The 19,290-nt window shown below is 59.8% G+C and carries 20 protein-coding genes; 15 read left to right on the forward strand and 5 right to left on the reverse strand.

Annotated features, from left to right (window positions below):
• Positions 1–5: 5 nt before the first annotated feature.
• From araH to BK667_RS18670, 5 genes are all read left to right on the forward strand, one after another.
• Positions 6–974: an L-arabinose ABC transporter permease AraH gene (gene araH / locus BK667_RS18650; RefSeq protein ID WP_123407155.1), complete on the forward strand. Its 969-nt coding sequence runs from the start codon at positions 6–8 to the stop codon at positions 972–974.
• A 283-nt stretch (positions 975–1,257) separates the two neighbouring features.
• Positions 1,258–1,971, forward strand: a complete 714-nt coding sequence (locus BK667_RS18655) for a GntR family transcriptional regulator (protein WP_123598512.1) — start codon at positions 1,258–1,260, stop codon at positions 1,969–1,971.
• A complete protein-coding gene (locus BK667_RS18660; RefSeq protein WP_123598513.1) occupies positions 1,968–2,966 on the forward strand; it encodes an ADP-ribosylglycohydrolase family protein in 999 nt (332 codons plus the stop codon). The genes BK667_RS18655 and BK667_RS18660 overlap by 4 nt, the downstream gene beginning before the upstream one ends.
• A 223-nt stretch (positions 2,967–3,189) precedes the next feature.
• Positions 3,190–4,656, forward strand: coding sequence for a purine-cytosine permease family protein (locus BK667_RS18665; RefSeq protein ID WP_123598514.1), 1,467 nt, complete (start codon positions 3,190–3,192; stop codon positions 4,654–4,656).
• Positions 4,649–5,578 (forward strand): PfkB family carbohydrate kinase, encoded by a 930-nt coding sequence (locus tag BK667_RS18670; protein WP_123598638.1) that lies wholly within the window; start codon positions 4,649–4,651, stop codon positions 5,576–5,578. Before BK667_RS18665 ends, BK667_RS18670 begins: the two co-directional genes overlap by 8 nt.
• 116 nt (positions 5,579–5,694) lie before the next feature.
• Here the strand turns inward: BK667_RS18670 and BK667_RS18675 are convergent, their stop codons facing one another.
• The 3 genes from BK667_RS18675 to BK667_RS18685 form a co-directional block, all read right to left on the reverse strand.
• Positions 5,695–6,075, reverse strand: coding sequence for a Rho termination factor N-terminal domain-containing protein (locus tag BK667_RS18675; protein ID WP_123598515.1), 381 nt, complete (start codon positions 6,073–6,075; stop codon positions 5,695–5,697).
• Positions 6,076–6,172: 97 nt separating this feature from the next.
• Complete coding sequence (locus tag BK667_RS18680) at positions 6,173–6,427, reverse strand: hypothetical protein (RefSeq protein WP_123510065.1); 255 nt, start codon at positions 6,425–6,427, stop codon at positions 6,173–6,175.
• A 53-nt stretch (positions 6,428–6,480) separates the two neighbouring features.
• Positions 6,481–6,816 (reverse strand): hypothetical protein, encoded by a 336-nt coding sequence (locus BK667_RS18685; protein WP_123598516.1) that lies wholly within the window; start codon positions 6,814–6,816, stop codon positions 6,481–6,483.
• 288 nt (positions 6,817–7,104) lie between these two features.
• Here BK667_RS18685 and BK667_RS18690 point away from each other — a divergent pair, with 288 nt between their 5' ends.
• The 9 genes from BK667_RS18690 (at position 7,105) to BK667_RS18735 (ending at position 14,985) form a co-directional block, all read left to right on the forward strand.
• A complete protein-coding gene (locus tag BK667_RS18690; RefSeq protein WP_054051821.1) occupies positions 7,105–7,587 on the forward strand; it encodes a GNAT family N-acetyltransferase in 483 nt (160 codons plus the stop codon).
• Between the two features lie 219 nt (positions 7,588–7,806).
• The gene (locus tag BK667_RS18695) at positions 7,807–8,301 is read left to right on the forward strand and encodes a PAAR domain-containing protein (RefSeq protein WP_123510067.1); all 495 of its coding nucleotides are present in this window, start codon (positions 7,807–7,809) and stop codon (positions 8,299–8,301) included.
• Between the two features lie 5 nt (positions 8,302–8,306).
• Positions 8,307–9,038 carry an alpha/beta hydrolase gene (locus tag BK667_RS18700; RefSeq protein WP_123598517.1) on the forward strand — a complete coding sequence of 244 codons (732 nt, stop codon included), beginning with the start codon at positions 8,307–8,309 and terminating at the stop codon, positions 9,036–9,038.
• A gap of 6 nt (positions 9,039–9,044) precedes the next feature.
• A complete protein-coding gene (locus BK667_RS33300; protein ID WP_259698107.1) occupies positions 9,045–9,542 on the forward strand; it encodes a hypothetical protein in 498 nt (165 codons plus the stop codon).
• 257 nt (positions 9,543–9,799) lie between these two features.
• Positions 9,800–10,792, forward strand: coding sequence for a 2-dehydro-3-deoxygalactonokinase (locus BK667_RS18710; RefSeq protein ID WP_123598518.1), 993 nt, complete (start codon positions 9,800–9,802; stop codon positions 10,790–10,792).
• Between the two features lie 19 nt (positions 10,793–10,811).
• Positions 10,812–11,432, forward strand: a complete 621-nt coding sequence (locus tag BK667_RS18715) for a 2-dehydro-3-deoxy-6-phosphogalactonate aldolase (protein ID WP_123510070.1) — start codon at positions 10,812–10,814, stop codon at positions 11,430–11,432.
• Between the two features lie 45 nt (positions 11,433–11,477).
• Positions 11,478–12,626, forward strand: a complete 1,149-nt coding sequence (gene dgoD / locus BK667_RS18720; RefSeq protein WP_090186690.1) for a galactonate dehydratase — start codon at positions 11,478–11,480, stop codon at positions 12,624–12,626.
• A gap of 184 nt (positions 12,627–12,810) precedes the next feature.
• A complete protein-coding gene (locus BK667_RS18730) occupies positions 12,811–14,121 on the forward strand; it encodes an MFS transporter (RefSeq protein WP_123598519.1) in 1,311 nt (436 codons plus the stop codon).
• Positions 14,122–14,181: 60 nt separating this feature from the next.
• Entirely contained in the window at positions 14,182–14,985 is an 804-nt protein-coding gene (locus BK667_RS18735) for an IclR family transcriptional regulator (RefSeq protein ID WP_123598520.1), read from the forward strand.
• 15 nt (positions 14,986–15,000) lie between these two features.
• Here BK667_RS18735 and BK667_RS18740 read toward each other — a convergent pair whose 3' ends face one another.
• Positions 15,001–16,053: an NAD(P)-dependent alcohol dehydrogenase gene (locus tag BK667_RS18740; protein ID WP_123598521.1), complete on the reverse strand. Its 1,053-nt coding sequence runs from the start codon at positions 16,051–16,053 to the stop codon at positions 15,001–15,003.
• 191 nt (positions 16,054–16,244) lie between these two features.
• On the opposite strand from BK667_RS18740, the gene BK667_RS18745 reads away from it, so the two are divergent.
• Complete coding sequence (locus BK667_RS18745) at positions 16,245–17,135, forward strand: AraC family transcriptional regulator (RefSeq protein WP_123510075.1); 891 nt, start codon at positions 16,245–16,247, stop codon at positions 17,133–17,135.
• A 185-nt stretch (positions 17,136–17,320) separates the two neighbouring features.
• Here BK667_RS18745 and BK667_RS18750 read toward each other — a convergent pair whose 3' ends face one another.
• Positions 17,321–18,985, reverse strand: a complete 1,665-nt coding sequence (locus tag BK667_RS18750; RefSeq protein WP_123598522.1) for an electron transfer flavoprotein-ubiquinone oxidoreductase — start codon at positions 18,983–18,985, stop codon at positions 17,321–17,323.
• Positions 18,986–19,290 lie beyond the last annotated feature (305 nt).

The raw sequence follows: 19,290 nt of genomic DNA on the forward strand, positions 1-19,290 counted from the left end.
CTATGATGACCATGCAAAACAACGCACTGCCCACCCAGCGCAAACCCCTGGACCTGCGGCGTTTTCTCGATGACTGGGTGATGCTGCTGGCGGCCATCGGCATCTTTGTCGCTTGTACGTTGCTGATCGACAACTTCCTCTCGCCGCTGAATATGCGTGGGCTGGGCCTGGCGATCTCCACCACCGGGATTGCCGCGTGCACCATGTTGTATTGCCTGGCGTCCGGGCATTTCGACTTGTCGGTGGGCTCGGTGATTGCCTGTGCCGGCGTGGTCGCGGCGGTGGTGATGCGCGACACCGACAGCGTATTCCTCGGTGTCGCGGCGGCGCTGTTCATGGGGCTGATCGTCGGGTTGATCAACGGGATTGTGATCGCCAAGTTGCGGGTCAATGCCTTGATCACCACGCTGGCGACCATGCAGATCGTGCGTGGCCTGGCGTACATTTTTGCCAATGGCAAAGCGGTGGGCGTGTCACAGGAACAGTTCTTCGTCTTCGGTAACGGCCAGTTGTTCGGCGTGCCAGTGCCGATTTTGATCACCATTGTTTGCTTCCTGTTTTTCGGCTGGCTGCTGAACTACACCACCTACGGGCGCAACACCATGGCCATCGGCGGTAACCAGGAAGCGGCGCTGTTGGCTGGGGTAAACGTTGACCGGACCAAGATCATCATCTTCGCCGTGCACGGTTTGATCGGTGCGTTGGCCGGGGTGATCCTCGCTTCGCGCATGACCTCGGGCCAGCCGATGATTGGCCAGGGTTTTGAGCTGACGGTGATTTCCGCTTGTGTGTTGGGCGGGGTGTCGTTGAGCGGCGGGATCGGCATGATCCGGCACGTGATTGCCGGGGTGTTGATTCTGGCGATCATCGAGAATGCGATGAACCTGAAGAACATTGATACGTTTTATCAGTATGTGATTCGCGGATCGATTCTGTTGTTGGCGGTGGTGATTGACCGTCTGAAACAACGCTGAGATCAAGAGCCACCCCTCACCCCAACCCTCTCCCCAGAGGGGAGAGGGGGAAAGGGGGCAGGTCTCCAAGCTTTTCAAAACCTGAGTTCGACACGATTTCTTCTGTTTGATCGTTCCCACGCTCTGCGTGGGAATGCCTCAATGGACGCTCCGCGTCCGCTTTTGGGACGCAGAGCGTCCCGGGCTGCATTCCCACGCAGAGCGTGGGAACGATCAGTCCACCTGTCACCTCCCTGAAAAAATGCCTTGCCCGTCCGACCCTGTTTCGGTTATCGCTTTGTACATGATTAGACAGGTTCGATTTGACAAGAAACAACGGGTGGTCGATGAGCTCATCCGGCGCATCGAAAGCGGCCTCATGGAGGACGGCTTTCTGTTGCCGGGCGAGCATCAATTGGCTCAAGAATTCAAGGTCAGCCGCGGCACGCTGCGTGAAGCCCTGGCCGAACTGAAGAGGCGCAACTACATCGCCACGCAAAGCGGAGTCGGCTCTATCGTCACCTTCGACGGTGTGGTGCTCGATCAGCACAGCGGTTGGGCCCAGGCCCTGGCGGACAGCGGGGCGCTGATCAACACCGAAGTGCTGCGGCTGGAGGCGGTCAGTCGGCCTGACCTGCTGTCGCGGTTCGGCACCGACAAGTTCATTACCCTCGACCGTCGCCGCCGCGCGAATGACGGCACGCTGGTATCCCTGGAACGTTCATTGATTCCCGCCACTGGCACCCTGGAAAGTCTGCCGCGAGTGGGCCTGATCGATAACTCGCTGACCATCACCCTAGCCGCCTACGGTTACATCGGCGAACGCGGTGATCAGTGGATTGGCGCCGAACCGCTGAACGCCGAAGACGCTGAACTGCTCGGTCGTCCCACCGGCACGGTATTCCTCAAGGCCCTGCGCACCACGTACGACCGTCAGGGCCGGTTCATGGAACAGGTCGAAAGCTTGCTCGACCCCGTCCATTTCCGTCTGCACCTGCAATTTGGAGAGTCAAAGTGACCGCGCTCAATCGTGCCTTGGGCGCGTTCTATGGTTTGGCTCTGGGCGATGCCCTGGGCATGCCGACCCAATCCCTGAGCCGTGCCGAGATCAAGGCGCGCTTCGGCGAAATCACCGACCTGGAAGATGCCGGCCCCGATCAACCGATTGCCGCCAACATGCCCAAAGGTTCGATCACCGACGACACCGAACAGGCGATCCTGGTCGGCCAATTGTTGATTGAAGGCGAAGGCTGGATCGACCCGGCCGTGCTCGCCCAACGGCTGATCGAATGGGAAGCCGAAATGCAGGCCAAGGGCTCGCAGGATTTGCTCGGGCCTTCGACCAAACGTGCGATCGAGATGATCCTCGCCGGGCATTCGCCGGAAGAGGCGGGGCGCTACGGCACCACCAACGGCGCGGCGATGCGCATTACACCGGTGGGGATCGCGGCGGATGTCGCGGATCCGCAGCGCTTTATCAACGCCGTGGTCCAGGCTTGCCAGGTTACCCACAACACCACGCTGGGGATCTCCAGCGCGGCGGCGGTGGCGGCGGTGGTTTCGGCTGGGATTAACGGCATGGACCTCGGTGAGGCTTTGAACCTGGGCATGCAGATTGCCCAGCAGGCTGAGAGCCACGGTCACTGGGTCGCCGGCGGACGCATCGCCTCGCGAATCAGTTGGGCGCGGACCATCAGCATAGACAGCGACAAGGCCTTGCTCGCCGATTTGCTCTACGACGTGATCGGCACCTCTGTGGCCTCGCAGGAATCGGTGGTGGTGTCGTTTGCCCTGGCCCAGCAAGTGGCCATCGGTGAGATGAACGCCTTCGACGCCGTGTGCATGGCCGCAAGCCTGGGCGGCGATACCGACACCATCGCGGCGATTCTCGGCGCGATGCTCGGCGCTTGCCTGGGCATGGAGAGCTGGCCGGCGGCGATGATCGACAAGGTCAAAACCGTGAATGGTCTGGAGCTGGGACCGTTGGTGCAAGGCCTTTTGGCGCTGCGTTGACTGGACGGGCCCCATCGCGAGCAAGCTCGCTCCCACAAGGGATAGTGCAAATCTTCAGGTACACGCTGTACCTGTGGGAGCGAGCTTGCTCGCGATAGGCGCGCCGCCTATATCAGAATTTTCACCCGCAACGGAACGCACAAATCTGGCCAGGACTGCCGGGATGTTATGTCGACTTCCGAAACTGCCCACAACCAAAACAATGGCAACAGGAGCATCCATCATGAGTTCATCGAACGCCGGGCCAAGCGCCGGGCAACTGGAAACCCGTGGCATCGAACCGGTCCCGGAAAGCGAGTGCAACGGTCATCCCCTGCAACTGTTCTGGGTCTGGTTCGCCGCCAACATCTCCATCCTCGGCTTGCCGTTGGGCGCCACACTGGTCGCGTTTCGCGGCTTGGCGATCTGGCAGGCAATCATCGTCGCGATCCTCGGCGCTGCCGGCTCGTTCGCGGTGGTCGGGATCATTTCCATTGCCGGCCGTCGTGGTCGCGCACCGAGCCTGACCCTGTCCCGAGCGATCTTCGGCGTACGCGGCAACATCGGCCCGACCGTGGTTTCGCTGATGTCGCGCCTGGGCTGGGAAACCGTCAACACCACCACCGCTGCGTTCGTGTTGCTGTCGTTGTGCTCGATCCTGTTCGGCTCGCCGGTGGAAGCCAAAAGCGCACCGGTGTTGACCCTGATCTTCATTGCGATTTTCGTTTTGCTGACCCTGTCGGTATCCGGCCTCGGTCATGCGACCTTGCTGGTGATCCAGAAGTGGGCGACTTACGTGTTCGGCGCGCTGAACATCCTGGTCGGCGGCTTCCTCTGCGCCACCATCGACTGGAGCGCGGTATTCAATGCCACCCCGGCACCGCTGAGTGCGATGATCATCGGCGTCGGCACCATGGCTGCCGGCACCGGGATCGGTTGGGCCAACGCTGGTGCCGATATGTCGCGCTACCAGCACAAAAGCGTGAAAGCCGTGCGCCTGGTGGCCTCGGCGGCATTCGGTGCGGGGATTCCGCTGGTGTTGCTGATCACCCTCGGCGGCCTGCTGTCGGTGGGCAACAACGACCTGGCGCAAGCGACTGACCCGATCATCGCGATCCGCGACATGCTGCCGACCTGGATGGCCGTGCCATACCTGATCACCGCGTTCGGCGGGCTGCTGCTGTCGAATAACCTGTCGGTGTACTCCGCCGGTTTGACCACCCTGACCCTTGGCCTCAAGGTCCCGCGCGTCTACGCGGTGGTGGTGGACATCGTCGCGATCTTCGCCGGTTCGATCTACTTCATGCTGATCGCCGACAGCTTCTACGGCCCGTTCATCACCTTCATTTCCCTGTTGGCGGTGCCAATCACCGCGTGGGTCGGGATCTTCGTGGTTGATCTGATTCACCGTCATTACTACAGCCCCAAAGACCTGCTGGACGTCAGCCCGAGCAGCGCCTATTGGTATCACGGTGGTATCGAATGGCGAGCCTTTGGTGCCTGGGCGCTGGCGATTGTGCTGGGCTTCAGCTTCACCACCATCGGCACCACCGCTGAAAACATCTGGTTCCGCGGCTTCCTGTCCGACTCGTGGCTGGGGCATAACGGCCTCGGCTGGATCGTGACCTTCCTGGTGGCCGGCGGGATTTACTGTGTACTCGGCGGGGCCAAGGATCGTCGCGCCGGGTTGATCGAGAATGCTCATGCCTAAGATGTTGCATACCGGCCAGGTCATCATCGACCTGGTCATGGCCGTGGATAAATTGCCCCAGGCGGGCGGCGACGTATTGGCGCAATCCGCCAGTTTCGAAGCCGGCGGCGGCTTCAACGTGATGGCTGCCGCCCAGCGAAATGGCTTGCCGGTGGTCTATCTCGGCCGCCATGGCACCGGCCGTTTCGGCGACCTGGCCCGGGAGGCGATGAAGACCGAAGGCATTCAGATCGGCATCGCCCACAAAGCCGAGCACGACACCGGGTTGTGCGTCGCAGTGACCGACGCCTCGGCCGAACGCAGTTTCATTTCCTACATCGGCGCTGAAGGCGAAGTGACGGTTGAAGACTTGGCGAGTGTGCCGGCGCAGGCGGGTGACTATGTTTACGTCAGCGGCTACAGCCTGTTGCACGCCGGCAAGGCGCAAGCGCTGGTGGATTGGGTGCTGGCGTTGCCGAAAGGGATCAACGTGATTTTCGATCCGGGTCCCTTGGTGGATTCGCCCGATGAGCCGCTGATGAACGCGCTGCTGGCGCGCATTGATCTGTGGACCAGCAACGGTGTCGAGGCGCTGCGGTTTACCGGGGCCTCGGACATTGCCGAGGCGTTGGATCGATTGGTCGATCATCTGCCGGCCGATGTGTTGATGGTGGTTCGCGATGGGCCGCAAGGCTGCTGGATTCGCCAGCGCGGTGACTGTCAGCATGTGCCGGGTTTCAAGGTCGATGCGGTGGACAGCAACGGCGCCGGGGATGCTCATGCCGGGGTGTTTGTGGCCGGGTTGGCGCAAGGGTTGTCGGCGGTTGAGGCAGCGCGGCGGGCGAATGCGGCGGCTGCGTTGGCTGTGACGCGGTGGGGGCCGGCGACTTCGCCGGGGAGTGCTGAAGTGGATGCGTTGATCCGCAAGACCTTCGGCGACTGACTTATCGCCATCGCGAGCAAGCTCGCTCCCACAGGGGATTTGCGTCGTTCACAGATCCAATGTGGGAGCGAGCTTGCTCGCGATGAGGGCACCACCGTCAGCACACATCCTGACTATTAGCCGGCCTTGCGCAACGCCTCAATCAGCTCCTGCTTACGCATCCCCGACCGCCCCGGAATGTTCTTCGCCCGGGCTTCTCTCATCAAACTGTCCACGGTCTGGGTATCGCGCGAAGCCTTGTTGTTACGCGCATGACCTTCACGGCTGGCCACCGCCCGGCGGGATGAATCCTGGCGATCTTCAGACTTGGCGCTCGCCGGTTTCTTGCGTCCGGAGCCGCCGGCCCGTTCGCCGCCGCCCGATTGTTTATTCACCGTCGCCCAGGCCCGGGCTTCGGCTTCTTCCTTCGAAACACCTTTGTGTTCGTAGCTGTCTTCAATGTGCTCGGCCTTGCGCTTTTGCTCGGCGGTGTATTTGTCTTTGCTTCCACGAGGCATGGGATTTCTCCTGGCTTCACGAATTTTTTTGAAGATCGCAGCGATTCACAGTCCCGCAGGAGCTGCCGAAGGCTGCGATCTTTTGATCTTGCTGCGGTTAAACGTCCAACTTACGCGCCGCCTCAACCCCGGCAGCACTGAGCTTGATCGGCAGGTTCAGCGAATGCTCGCCCGCCTCGTTACAGGTGACATGACCATGGTGGATCAATCCGCGATCCTGCAAGGTGGCGAGGGTACTGGCCACGACTTTCTCCCCCCGGTAATTGTCCAGAACCTCCTTGCCCAAACCGCTTGGGTGGGCGTGCAACAGACGGGTCAGGACTTCTTTTTCCAGGTTTTTATCGACGTTCATGGTTACCTCTTTCATGGATGTGGATAGGGTGTTGCGTCGCTCGCGTCGGCGAACTATTGGCCGGCACCTTCGGAACCCGAACCACCGGTGGTGGTTTTTGAGCTCGTGCCGCTGCCGGCGTTATCGGGTGTCTGGCTGTCCGGCATGCCCGTACCGCCCTGACGACCGGTGTCGCTGCCTTTGATCCGCGGATCGGTGCCCGTTGACGGTGGCAGGCTGTTTTCGACGCCCGAGCCGTCGGTGTTCATGCCCGGCGCACTCTGGATGGCGGGGGCCTTGGGTTTTTCAACCGGGTCGGTCGGGCCGGTGTCGGTCGCCGACGTGGCGGCGAAAGCCGTAGAGGACAGCAGGGCAGCGAGCACGAGAGCGGTCAGCCGGGACATGATCATGGTGTCGTCTCCAGATTATTAGAGTCCTTACCTGATGTTGGTCCGCCCCCGATTTGGATTGGTGCCTGATGAACGACGGACGGTTGCACGGCAAACATTGTGGAAGCGGGCTTGCTCGCGAAAGCGGTTTCACATTCAAAGCTGATGTGGCCGGAAGTCGGCTTTCGCGAGCAAGCCCGCTCCCACAGGGGCCTTCCAGGCTGTCGGTCGCGTACTTTTTGCTTTGCCATGTGACGAGCGCCGATTGCCGCCTTAGTATGGCGTTTTCAACTTTGACAAGGCACGTCCATGACGATCGACATCCGCCCGGCGACCCCCAGCGATGCACCGCAAATTCTCGCGTTCATCACTGAGTTGGCCGATTACGAACGTGCCCGCCACGAAGTCATCGCCAGCGTCGCCGACATCGAGCGCAGCCTGTTCAGCGAAGGCGCTACCGCCCATGGCCTGATCTGCTTGCGGGACGGTTTGCCGATTGGTTTCGCGGTGTTCTTCTTCAGTTATTCCACGTGGCTGGGGAGCAATTGCCTGTACCTCGAAGACCTCTACATCACCCCTGAGCAACGCGGTGGCGGCGCCGGCAAAACCTTGCTGCGCCACCTGGCGAAAATCGCCTGCGCCAACGACTGCGGGCGTTTCGAATGGAGCGTGCTGGATTGGAACAAACCGGCCATTGAGTTTTACAAATCCCTCGGTGCGCAGCCGCAGGAAGAGTGGGTGAGGTATCGGATGGATGGGGCGGTGCTTCGCGAATTTGCCGAAGGCCGGTAATCGCGGTGTCCCGTGGATGTTAAATCAGTTGCCGACGGCACGCTGGTTCTGCATCCTGTCGGCCATTGCACGCTCACGGATGACACTCGCAATGTCTTGCACCCTGTCATCCCTCAAATTTTTTCGACGATTGCCACGGTCCGTCAAACCCCTTTGGCAATTCTGAGGTATGGCCAGCCCTTGCCATCACCTTAAAACTCAACAGCAAGGAGCTTTGACTTGAGTGGAAAACCCGCCGCGCGCGTAACCGATCCTACCGCGTGCCCTTTGCCAGGCCATGGCACCAACCCGATTGCCTCAGGTTCCCCAGACGTCTTTTTCGACGGCCTCGCGGCTGCCCGGATGACCGATAAATCCGCCTGCGGCAGTCCGATTACCGGTGCGGTGTCCGGCACGGTCTTCATCAACGGTCTCAACGCCGCCACCCTGGACAGCATCGGTGGTCACGGCAACGTGGTGATCGGCGGCTCCGGAACGGTGATCATTGGCCAAAGCGGGGGAGGGGCACCTTTTAGCGGTCTGCTGCCGATGCCCGTGCATTTCACCGACAAGTTGCAGGTGGTCGATGAGGCGACCGGCAAACCGATCCCCGATCACCCCTACACCATTCAACGTGGCGACGGCAGCGAAGAGCACGGGGTGACGGATGCGTCCGGTTTTACCCACACCGTCAGTTCGCATCTGGCTGAAACCATTAAATTGTTTGTGGAGTGATCGGGATGGCAGATGCAGCGCCGGCGTTGAAGGAAGAACCGCCAAAAAGAGAAGTCAAAACCCACACGTTAACGTGCAAGACCGACCAATCCGTCAAGTCGGTTCCTGTGGCCTTGCGCGATTTGGTCATATTCTTTATTGGCGGTGCGGGCGATCAGGAAAGTTACTACGGGCAAGGGCCGAATAATAATATTGACTATGTCCGCAAGATCACCATAGACGATGCAACGCAGTTGAATATATTGAAGCGCTGCCCGTCCTGGCCGCTCAGTTATAACGCGTTTATCAGTGATGAAGATCTCGAAAAGAACGTACTGAGTCGGATCCCTAATTGTTCCACTGCGGTTTACATTGTGGGCCACAGCCTCGGAGGCTGGAACGGTGCTCACCTGTCCAGTGTGCTGACGGATAAAGGCTTTAAAGTAAGAATGTTAATGACGCTGGACCCGGTCGGCGAAGGCAAGATTGTCTACGGCATTTCCAATATCTATCGGCGCGAGCCTAAACCCAAGGCTGAATACTGGTTGAATATCCGGGCTGCCGCCGTCGATAGGAACGTGTCGGACCTGGTTGCCGACTTTGGTGAACAGTGGGAAGTGACGCAAGGCCCTAATGTAATGGGGCGCGTAGACGTCAATCATGCGGATGCCGACAGAATGTTTTTGCAAATACTGCCCGGCGGCAAATCGGCTCGACAAATATTTTATGAATCCATTTTGAGTTATTTCAGGGAGTGAGTCCGGGTGCGCAAGGTTCTTCTATGTCTATTTATATTGATGAGTGCCGGATGCTCGTTAAATCACGGAAAACCAGAGGCAACGCTCGACTATTCGAGTGTGGAGGAGCTTCGTAATACCGGGCTCTATCAGATTTATTTCAGCGCTGACGTCGATGTTCTGCAGTTGTTCAAGTCCAGGATTGGTCAGGGACTTGTCTGTGCGTTGGAAGATGACCTGGACTTTAGCGAAGCCCATCACATAAAACGTTCCGGTTTTGGTCTGGTAGAACCCGTGGCGGGCGATCTGCCGTTGCGGTATCGCGCAAATGTCATTTTCAGTGAATCGGAAACTGGCAAGGGCGGGGAAAATTATCTGGACGGTGAAACCCTGGTTCCGCTGTTGAAACAACGGGATTTTATTTCATGTGTCTTTAGGGTCCAGACAACTACCTACAAGACCTACTTCTCAAAGGTGATGCGCGTCCCGACGAGTGAGTTGATAAAAGCGGCGACGAAACAGTAAACGCGCGCATCTGCCACAAGAAAGCGCTCCGGCCTTGATCTCATCGAGGCCGCTCTTCATTGCACATAACCCCTGATTGAATGGCGAAATCTGCGCCGCCGGCCCCGATGAGGCAGGTGGCATCGAACGCTGCCGGGCATTTTTTGCTGCTGCTATAAATCCCATAATATGGGAGTGATATTTATATATTGAGATTTATCTGCGTCCGGGTTTATAGTCCAGCTCACTCACTGCCAATAAACAAAACAGGTGAAGCGATGCTGGCGCAATTGATCGCGCTCGATTGGGGGACAACCTCATTACGTGCTTACAAACTCGCCGCGGGTGGCCAGGTGCTGGAACAGCGTTCGCTGTCGTCCGGGATCATGCAGCTGCCGCGCACGCCCAGAATTATCAACGGCCAGGAATGCACCGACGGTTTCGAACTGGCCTTTGACGAGGCCTGCGGTGACTGGCTCGACGCTCAGCCCGACTTGCCAGTGATTGCCTGTGGCATGGTCGGCAGCGCCCAAGGCTGGCGCGAAGCGGCCTACCGGGATACGCCGGCCAACGTCGCCAATCTCGGAACTTCCCTACAAACCGTGCGCAGTTTTCGCGGTGTGGATGTGCACATCGTGCCGGGTGTGATTCAGCGTTCGCACTTGCCGAATGTGATGCGCGGCGAAGAAACCCAAGTCCTTGGCGTGTTGCAGAATCTGCCGGGCGGGGCGGGCAACGATCTGTTGATCGGTCTGCCGGGCAGTCATTCGAAATGGGTGGAGGTGGCCGACGGCTGCATCGTTCATTTCGACACCTTCATGACTGGCGAAGTCTTCGCCGTACTCAGCGAACACAGCATTCTCGGGCGCACCCAACAGCAGGGCGCGTCGTTCGATGGCCAGGCATTTGATCGCGGCGTGCAAGTGGCGTTGTCGGCGGACGGCGAGATCGGGCCGTTATCGACGTTGTTTAGCGCTCGTAGTCTCGGATTAACCGGTGAACTCAGCGCCACCGCACAACCGGACTATCTGTCCGGCCTGTTGATCGGCCATGAGCTGTCGGCCCTGGCCAACGTTCAGCGGCGCCGGCGCCATAGCGTTCACCTGCCTTCGATCATCCTCATTGGAAATACCCAACTCTGCGCCCGCTATAGCCGGGCACTCGATGCCTGCGGCTTTGCCAATGTGACGTTGGCCGAGCAAGCCACCGAGCGCGGGTTGTGGCAACTGGCGGTCGCCGCCGGACTGGTCTCACAAAATCCATCCCGTTAAACCTGACTGGAGGTCTGACATGCTCAAGCAAGCCCTGGCGCAAAACGGCCTGATCGCGATCCTGCGCGGCCTGCGTCCTACAGAGGCGGCAGCCATCGGAAACGTCCTGTATTCCGCCGGATTTCGCGTCATCGAAGTGCCGCTTAATTCCCCGGAGCCGTACGAAAGTATCCGCATCCTGCGCAGTACCTTGCCCGCCGATTGCCTGATCGGCGCGGGCACGGTGCTGACACCGGAACAGGTCGAGCAAGTGAAAGCGGCGGGCGGTCAGGTGATCGTCATGCCGCATAGCGATCCCAAGGTTTTGCGCGCAGCGAAGGCGGCGGGGTTGTTCCTGTCGCCGGGTGTGGCGACGCCGACCGAAGCCTTTGCCGCATTGGCCGAAGGCGCGGATGTGCTGAAGATGTTCCCCGCCGAGCAGATGGGGCCCGCTGTTGTGAAAGCCTGGCTCGCGGTGTTGCCGGCCGGGACTATCCTCGCGCCGGTGGGCGGGATTACACCGGACAACATGCAGGTATTTATCGACGCTGGCGTCAAAGGATTTGGCTTGGGTTCCGGGTTATTCAAACCGGGTATGACGCCTGAGGACGTGGCCGTTAACGCCAAGGCCTACGTCGCTGCATGGAACGCTCTGCGTTAAGACTTTTGGCGCCGAGCGCGCTACATCTATAAGAGAGACAAAAAGATGAAAATCACCAAACTCACTACCTTCATCGTCCCGCCGCGCTGGTGCTTTCTCAAGATCGAAACCGACGAGGGCGTGACCGGTTGGGGCGAGCCCGTAGTCGAAGGCCGCGCCCACACCGTCGCCGCCGCCGTTGAAGAATTGTCCGACTACCTGATCGGCAAAGACCCACGCAACATCGAAGACATCTGGACCGTGCTCTATCGCGGCGGCTTCTACCGCGGTGGCGCGATCCACATGAGCGCATTGGCCGGCATCGACCAGGCCTTGTGGGACATCAAGGGTAAAGCGTTGGGTGTATCGGTCAGCGATTTGCTCGGTGGCCAGGTGCGGGACAAGATTCGCGTGTATTCGTGGATCGGCGGCGACCGCCCGGCCGATACCGCTCGCGCGGCGAAGGAAGCGGTGGAGCGTGGTTTCACTGCGGTGAAAATGAACGGCACCGAAGAGCTGCAATTCCTCGACTCCTTCGAGAAAGTCGACCTGGCCCTGGCCAACGTCGCCGCCGTGCGTGACGCGGTCGGCCCGAACGTCGGCATCGGCGTCGACTTCCATGGCCGGGTGCACAAACCCATGGCCAAGGTGCTGATGAAGGAACTCGATCCGTACAAACTGATGTTCATCGAAGAACCGGTGCTCAGCGAAAACTACGAAGCGCTGAAGGAACTCGCGCCGCTGACCAGCACGCCGATTGCCCTCGGTGAGCGGTTGTTCTCGCGCTGGGATTTCAAGCGTGTGCTCAGTGAAGGCTACGTCGACATCATCCAACCTGATGCCTCCCACGCAGGCGGCATTACCGAAACCCGCAAGATCGCCAACATGGCCGAAGCCTACGACGTGGCGCTGGCGCTGCATTGTCCGCTGGGCCCGATTGCCCTGGCCGCTTGCCTGCAACTGGACGCGGTTTGCTACAACGCGTTTATCCAGGAACAGAGCCTGGGCATTCATTACAACGAGAGCAATGACCTGCTGGATTACGTCAAGGATCCACGGGTATTCGACTACGACAAAGGCTTCGTCAAGATTCCGAATGGCCCGGGGTTGGGCATCGAGATCAACGAGGAATACGTAATCGAACGCGCGGCCGTCGGCCACCGCTGGCGCAACCCGATCTGGCGTCATGCCGATGGCAGTTTTGCGGAGTGGTGATTTGACCCACCCTTGTAGGAGCGAGGCGGTGATCGTTCCCACGCTCCGCGTGGGAATGCCGCCATGGACGCTCCGCGTCCGCTGTTCACGCTGTGACGCAGAGCGTCACGGGATGCATTCCCACGCGGAGCGTGGGAACGATCACAACTTACGCCCTCAATAAACATAAGAAGAGGCATCCCTCATGCAACCGCAAACCCTCACCGGGCAGGCGTCGTTGGTGACGCCCAGTCGCAAGCGTTTTTTCATCATGGTGCTGCTGTTTATCACCGTGGTGATCAACTATCTGGACCGCAGTAACCTGTCGATCGCCGCCCCGGCGCTGACCAGCGAACTGGGGATCGACCCGATCCACGTCGGGCTGATTTTCTCCGCGTTCGGCTGGACCTACGCCGCCATGCAGATCCCCGGCGGCTGGCTGGTGGATCGCGTGCCGCCACGGATTCTCTACAGCGTCGCGCTGCTGTTGTGGTCGCTGGCCACGGTGATGCTCGGTTTCGCTGCGAGCTTCATCGCGCTGTTCGTGTTGCGCATGGCGGTCGGTGCGCTGGAAGCCCCGGCCTATCCGATTAACAGCCGCGTGGTCACCACCTGGTTTCCCGAGCGCGAGCGCGCCACGGCCATCGGTTTCTACACCTCCGGGCAGTTTGTCGGGTTGGCGTTCCTCACGCCGGTTCTGGCCTGGCTGCAACACCAATATGGCTGGCACATGGTGTTCGTCAGCACCGGTGTGGTGGGCATTATCTGGGCGGTGATCTGGTACGCGGTGTATCGCGAGCCACGGGATTTCAAAGGCGCCAACGACGCGGAAATCGACCTGATCCGCGAGGGCGGCGGGTTGGTGGATATCCAGGCTGACACCGCGAAAGCCAAGGCGAAATTTAGCTGGACCGATCTCGGAATCGTACTGAGCAAACGCAAGCTCTGGGGCATCTACCTCGGGCAGTTTTGCCTCAACTCGACGCTGTGGTTTTTCCTGACATGGTTCCCGACGTACCTGGTGAAATATCGCGGCATGGACTTCATCAAGTCTGGCTTGCTGGCGTCGCTGCCGTTTCTCGCGGCTTTCGTCGGCGTGCTGTGCTCCGGGTTCTTCTCGGACTTTTTGATCCGTCGCGGCTACACCGTCGGTTTCGCCCGTAAGCTGCCGATCATCGGCGGATTGCTGATTTCCACGTCGATTATCGGCGCCAATTTCGTCGAGTCGACGCCGCTGGTGATTGCTTTCCTCGCGTTGGCGTTCTTCGGTAACGGGCTGGCCTCGATCACTTGGTCACTGGTGTCAACATTGGCCCCGGCGCGGTTGCTCGGGCTGACCGGCGGGGTGTTCAATTTCATCGGCAACCTGTCGGCGATTACTACGCCTATCGTGATCGGTTTTCTCGCCACCGGTGATTCGTTTGCCCCGGCGATTACCTACATCGCGGTTCTCGCATTGATCGGTGCACTTTCCTACGTGTTGCTGGTGGGCAAGGTCGAGCGTATCGAGTTGTAGTCGCAGCCGTCGGGCGACCATAATGTCGCCCGTTCACTCGCTCAACGGTAAAGGCTGGATATGCAGGAAGACGCCGCAAAAATCGCCAAGGACGCCGCGCCCACCGGCACTCAGACTCTGCTTCGCGGTTTGGGTGTGGTTCAGGCCGTGGCCAGTGGTGCCCGCGATCTCAAGGAAATTGCCCGGCTGATCGGCACCACGCGCAGCACGACGCATCGTCTGGCCAGTTGCCTGGTGGACGAGCGTTACCTGCGCGTGGTGCCGCAAATCGGCTATCTGTTGGGGCCGAAGCTGATCGAACTGGGTTTCCAGGCGCGGGAAGAGCTGCCGTTGGTGACATTGGCTGGACCGTATCTGGATGAGTTGTCGGCATTGACCGGCGATACCGTTCACTTGGCGATCCGCGAGGGCGACGAAGTGCTGTACCTGCACAAGAATCCAGGGCGCAATGGCCCGGAAATGCGTTCGCGGGTTGGCCATCGCATGCCGTTGGCGCGTACCGGGATCGGCAAGGCGCTGATGCTCGATGACTCGCAGGAAGACTGGAAACGACTGTACGAAGTCAGCCTGCCGGCCGGTGGGAAAAATCAGTTCTGGCCGCAGCACCCGGAGCAGTCCTGGGAGCAGTTTCAGCAGCGCATGGTCGAGTATGTAGCGGGCGGTTACGCGTTCGATCTGGAAGACAACGAACCGTCGATCCGTTGTGTAGCGGCGCCGATTCGTGATGCGAGCAAGCGCATCGTCGCCGGCATCAGCATCGCCAGCACCGTGCCGTACATGCCGCTGGAAAAAATGGCCGAGCTGATTCCCCTGATCAAAGGGGTCACGGCCCGGCTCTCGGCTGAGCTTGGTTTGAAAGTCTGAGGCGCTAAAGTCTGATCAGACTTTCAGCGTCGCCATGTCGATCACAAAGCGGTACTTCACGTCACCGGCAATCATGCGGGTGAACGCTTCGTTGATCTGATGGATGTTGAGCATTTCTATGTCGCAGGTGATGTTGTGCTCGGCGCAGAAATCCAGCACTTCCTGGGTTTCGGCAACACCACCGATCAGCGACCCGGCCAGTACGCGGCGGCTCATCACCAGTTTGCCGGCGTGGACTGGTGGATCCACCGGTTCGATCAAACCCACCAGAATGTGCACGCCATCGAAACGCAGGGTATCGAGGTAGGGGTTGAGGTCGTGCTGCACCGGAATGGTGTCTAGCAGGAAGTCGAAATGGCCGGCGGCGGCCTTCATCTGTTCAGCATCGGTGGACACGATCACATGGTCCGCGCCCTGGCGCCGGGCTTCTTCAGCCTTGCTCGCCGAGCGGGTGAACAACGTCACTTGCGCGCCCATGGCCTTGGCGAACTTGATGCCCATGTGGCCGAGGCCGCCCATGCCGAGGATCCCGACCTTGTCGCCAGCCTTCACGCCGTAGTGCTTGAGCGGCGAGTAGGTGGTGATGCCGGCGCAGAGAATCGGCGCGGCGCTGGCCAGGTCGAGTTTTTCCGGGATGCGCACCACGAAGTGTTCGCTGACCACGATGCTGTCGGAGTAGCCGCCCATGGTGTTGCTGCCATCGACCCGGTCCGGGGTGGCGTAGGTCATGGTCGGACCTTCGAGGCAATATTGCTCAAGGTTGGCCTGGCAGGCTTCGCAGCTGCGGCAGGAATCGACCATGCAGCCGACGCCGACCAGATCGCCGATTTTGTGCTTGGTCACGTTCGCACCGACGGCGGTAACTTTGCCTACGATCTCGTGGCCCGGCATCAGTGGGTAAACGGCAATGCCCCACTCGTTGCGGGCCTGGTGGATGTCGGAATGGCAGACGCCGCAGTAGAGAATATCGATCGCCACGTCGTCGGCCCGAGGGCTGCGACGTTCGAATTTCACGGGGGCGAGGGGAGTGCTGGCCGACTGGGCGGCGTATCCGATAGCGGTGTACATGAGGAGCCTCGCAAAAGCAGTGACAGGTGAGATGCGCCATTTTGGGGGGCGTCACCGGTATCAGCCATGACGATTCCTCCGGGTGTCATGCCTAATCCTCCGGCATGTACCCCTGATGGGTCGCATTGCTCGCCAGACCTGCGATGATGTTTTCATCCCTTTTTTCGTCACTTTTGTGTGAAGAGTTGCCCATGTTGTTGACCCGTCATCTGGATGCCAACGCCACGCTGGTTTCGCTGATTCAACCGCTGACCACCCGCGATGGTTTCGCCCCCACGGCGTTGCCGGGCGTGCAGGTGTTGCGCGCCAGTCGTGACGTGGCCCGGGGGCCGCAGATCTATGAGCCGAGCCTGGTCATCATCGTCCAGGGCAGCAAACTGGCGTACCTGGGGCCGCGCACGCTGGAGTACGGCGCCGGGCACTATCTGATTCAGGCACTGCCGGTGCCATTCGAGTGCGAAACCTTCGCCGCGCCGGAGGGGCCGATGCTGGGGATTTCCATTGCCATCGACCGGGTGTTGCTTGGTGAGTTGGTGTTGGCCATGGGGCTGGTGTCGGGACGCAGTATTGCGGCGCAGACGCCGGAGTCCATGACCTCGGCGGTGCTTGATGACGACATGCGTGGTTGTGTCGAGCGGCTGTTGCGCTGCCTGCACGATCCGCTGGAATGCCAGATCATGGGGCCGGCGCGTTTGCGTGAATTGTTGTTCGTGGCATTGCGCGGTCCCCAGGCCGATGTGTTGCGGGCCTTGGTGGAACAGCAGGGGCAGTTCGCCCGAATTGCCGCTTCACTCAATCATCTGCACGGGCATTTCACCGAGCCGCTGAATGTGGAGACGCTGGCCAGTTGCGCGAACATGAGTGCATCGACCTTTCATGAGCATTTCAAGCGCAGCACGTTGTTGTCGCCGGTGCAGTATTTGAAGCGCTTGCGGTTGCTCAAGGCGCAGCAATTGTTGCTGGGTGAAGGGTTGGGCGTGGCGCAGGTGGCGCATCGGGTGGGGTATCAGAGTACGTCGCAGTTCAGTCGGGAATATAAGCGCTACTTTGAGCGCAGTCCCGGGGATGAGCGCGCGGCCTGAGCCACCGACGATCTTTTGTAGGAGCAAAGCTTGCTCGCGATAGCGGTCTGTCATTCGGCAGTGTCGTTGCCTGGCATACCGCTATCGCGAGCAAGCTTTGCTCCTACATTTGGGGCGTGGTGATTCTTGAAACGTGGGCAACAAAAAGGCCCCCATTCGGGAGCCTTGATGTTCAGGCGAGCAACTTACATGTTCGGGTAAGTCGGGCCGCCGGAGCCTTCCGGTGCCACCCAGGTGATGTTCTGTGCAGGGTCCTTGATGTCGCAGGTCTTGCAGTGAACGCAGTTCTGGGCGTTGATCTGGAAGCGCTTCTCGCCGTCTTCCTTGGTCACCACTTCGTACACGCCGGCCGGGCAGTAGCGCTGGGCAGGCTCATCGTACAGCGGCAGGTTCTTACTGATCGGGATGCTTGGGTCGGTCAGCTTCAGGTGGCACGGCTGCTCTTCTTCATGGTTGGTACCGGAGATGAACACCGAGCTGAGTTTGTCGAAGCTGATCTTGCCGTCCGGTTTCGGGTAGTCGATCTTCTTGCAGTCCGCCGCAAGCTTCAGGCATGCGTAATCCGGCTTGGTGTCATGCAGGGTGAACGGCAGTTTGCCGCCGAAGATGTTCTGGTCGAGCCAATTGAAACCGCCACCAACGATGGCGCCGAACTTGTGGATCGCCGGGCCGAAGTTGCGGCTGGCGAACAGTTCGTCGTAGAGCCAGCTCTTCTTGAAGGCGTCGACGTAAGTGGTCAGCTCTTCAGTGCCGTCTTTCTCGGCGAACAGCGCCTCGGCCACGGATTCAGCGGCGAGCATGCCGGACTTCATCGCGGTGTGGCTGCCTTTGATCTTGGCGAAGTTCAGGGTGCCGAGGTCGCAACCGATCAGCGCACCGCCCTTGAACACCATTTTCGGCAGCGAGTTCAGGCCACCTTTGCAGATTGCGCGAGCGCCGTAGCTGATGCGCTTGCCGCCTTCCAGGTACTGCTTGAGCACCGGGTGATGCTTGAGGCGCTGGAACTCGTCGAATGGCGACAGGTAGGTATTGCTGTAGGAAAGATCGACGATCAAGCCGACAACCACCTGATTGTTTTCCAGGTGATAAAGGAACGAGCCTCCGGTGTTCTCGGTGCCCATGATGTCCAGCGGCCAACCGGCGGTGTGCACCACCAGACCCGGCTGATGCTTGGCCGGATCGATTTCCCAGATTTCTTTCAGGCCGATGCCGTAATGCTGGGCGTCGGCTTCGCTGTCGAGGTTGAAGCGTTTGATCAACTGTTTGCCGATGTGGCCACGGCAACCTTCGGCGAACAGCGTGTACTTGCCACGCAGTTCCATGCCCGGGGTGTACAGGCCTTCTTTCGGATGGCCTTCGCGGCCAACGCCCAGGTCGCCGGTGATGATCCCGCGAACTACGCCGTTGTCGTCGAACAGCGCTTCCTGAGCAGCGAAGCCTGGGTAGATTTCCACGCCCAGGTTCTCGGCCTGCTGGGCCAGCCAGCGGCACAGGTTGCCCAGGGAGATGATGTAGTTGCCTTCGTTGTGCATGGTCTTGGGCACAAAGAGGTCAGGGATTTTCTGCGCGCTGTCGGCGTTCTTGAGAACGAAGATGTCATCGCGGGTGACCGGCGTGTTCAGCGGTGCGCCAAGTTCTTTCCAGTCCGGGAACAATTCGTTTAGGGCGCGTGGTTCGAACACGGCACCGGACAGGATGTGAGCACCGACTTCGGAGCCTTTTTCGACCACGCAGACGCTGATTTCCTTACCGGCTTCGGCGGCCTTCTGCTTCAAGCGGCAGGCGGCGGAAAGACCAGCGGGGCCGGCACCGACGATGACCACGTCGAATTCCATGTATTCGCGTTCCACAGGTTATCTCCTACTCAAGGCTCAACAGTTTTTTTTCTAATATTGGAGGTTTGGTGTCGCATCCGTGAATCCCGGCGCAATGCCGGAAGAGGACAATCGATGAACCACCTTTCTCTCTGGGTGGCGCATTATATCTACACCACTCCTAGCGTCCAATACAAACGTTTGTTTGAATTGGCTCCAGGCCAGAGAAATCAAAGTAACGCGGCTTATGACTGGCCATTTTGCCGTATTGACCGGAATAGGCGTTCCGGTCAAGATACGGGCGGTTTTGCGCTCGCCGTAGGCTGACTGTTGGTTTCAAG

Source organism: Pseudomonas frederiksbergensis, assembly GCF_003732705.1.
GTDB lineage: Bacteria > Pseudomonadota > Gammaproteobacteria > Pseudomonadales > Pseudomonadaceae > Aquipseudomonas > Aquipseudomonas frederiksbergensis_F.

Coding starts and splice junctions, on each gene's coding strand:
- araH (WP_123407155.1), top strand. CDS start 6: ATGACCATGCAAAACAACGCACTGCCCACCCAGCGCAAACCCCTGGAC.
- BK667_RS18655 (WP_123598512.1), top strand. CDS start 1,258: ATGATTAGACAGGTTCGATTTGACAAGAAACAACGGGTGGTCGATGAG.
- BK667_RS18665 (WP_123598514.1), top strand. CDS start 3,190: ATGAGTTCATCGAACGCCGGGCCAAGCGCCGGGCAACTGGAAACCCGT.
- BK667_RS18670 (WP_123598638.1), top strand. CDS start 4,649: ATGCCTAAGATGTTGCATACCGGCCAGGTCATCATCGACCTGGTCATG.
- BK667_RS18675 (WP_123598515.1), bottom strand. CDS start 6,075: ATGCCTCGTGGAAGCAAAGACAAATACACCGCCGAGCAAAAGCGCAAG.
- BK667_RS18680 (WP_123510065.1), bottom strand. CDS start 6,427: ATGAACGTCGATAAAAACCTGGAAAAAGAAGTCCTGACCCGTCTGTTG.
- BK667_RS18685 (WP_123598516.1), bottom strand. CDS start 6,816: ATGATCATGTCCCGGCTGACCGCTCTCGTGCTCGCTGCCCTGCTGTCC.
- BK667_RS18690 (WP_054051821.1), top strand. CDS start 7,105: ATGACGATCGACATCCGCCCGGCGACCCCCAGCGATGCACCGCAAATT.
- BK667_RS18700 (WP_123598517.1), top strand. CDS start 8,307: ATGGCAGATGCAGCGCCGGCGTTGAAGGAAGAACCGCCAAAAAGAGAA.
- BK667_RS18710 (WP_123598518.1), top strand. CDS start 9,800: ATGCTGGCGCAATTGATCGCGCTCGATTGGGGGACAACCTCATTACGT.
- BK667_RS18715 (WP_123510070.1), top strand. CDS start 10,812: ATGCTCAAGCAAGCCCTGGCGCAAAACGGCCTGATCGCGATCCTGCGC.
- dgoD (WP_090186690.1), top strand. CDS start 11,478: ATGAAAATCACCAAACTCACTACCTTCATCGTCCCGCCGCGCTGGTGC.
- BK667_RS18730 (WP_123598519.1), top strand. CDS start 12,811: ATGCAACCGCAAACCCTCACCGGGCAGGCGTCGTTGGTGACGCCCAGT.
- BK667_RS18735 (WP_123598520.1), top strand. CDS start 14,182: ATGCAGGAAGACGCCGCAAAAATCGCCAAGGACGCCGCGCCCACCGGC.
- BK667_RS18740 (WP_123598521.1), bottom strand. CDS start 16,053: ATGTACACCGCTATCGGATACGCCGCCCAGTCGGCCAGCACTCCCCTC.
- BK667_RS18745 (WP_123510075.1), top strand. CDS start 16,245: ATGTTGTTGACCCGTCATCTGGATGCCAACGCCACGCTGGTTTCGCTG.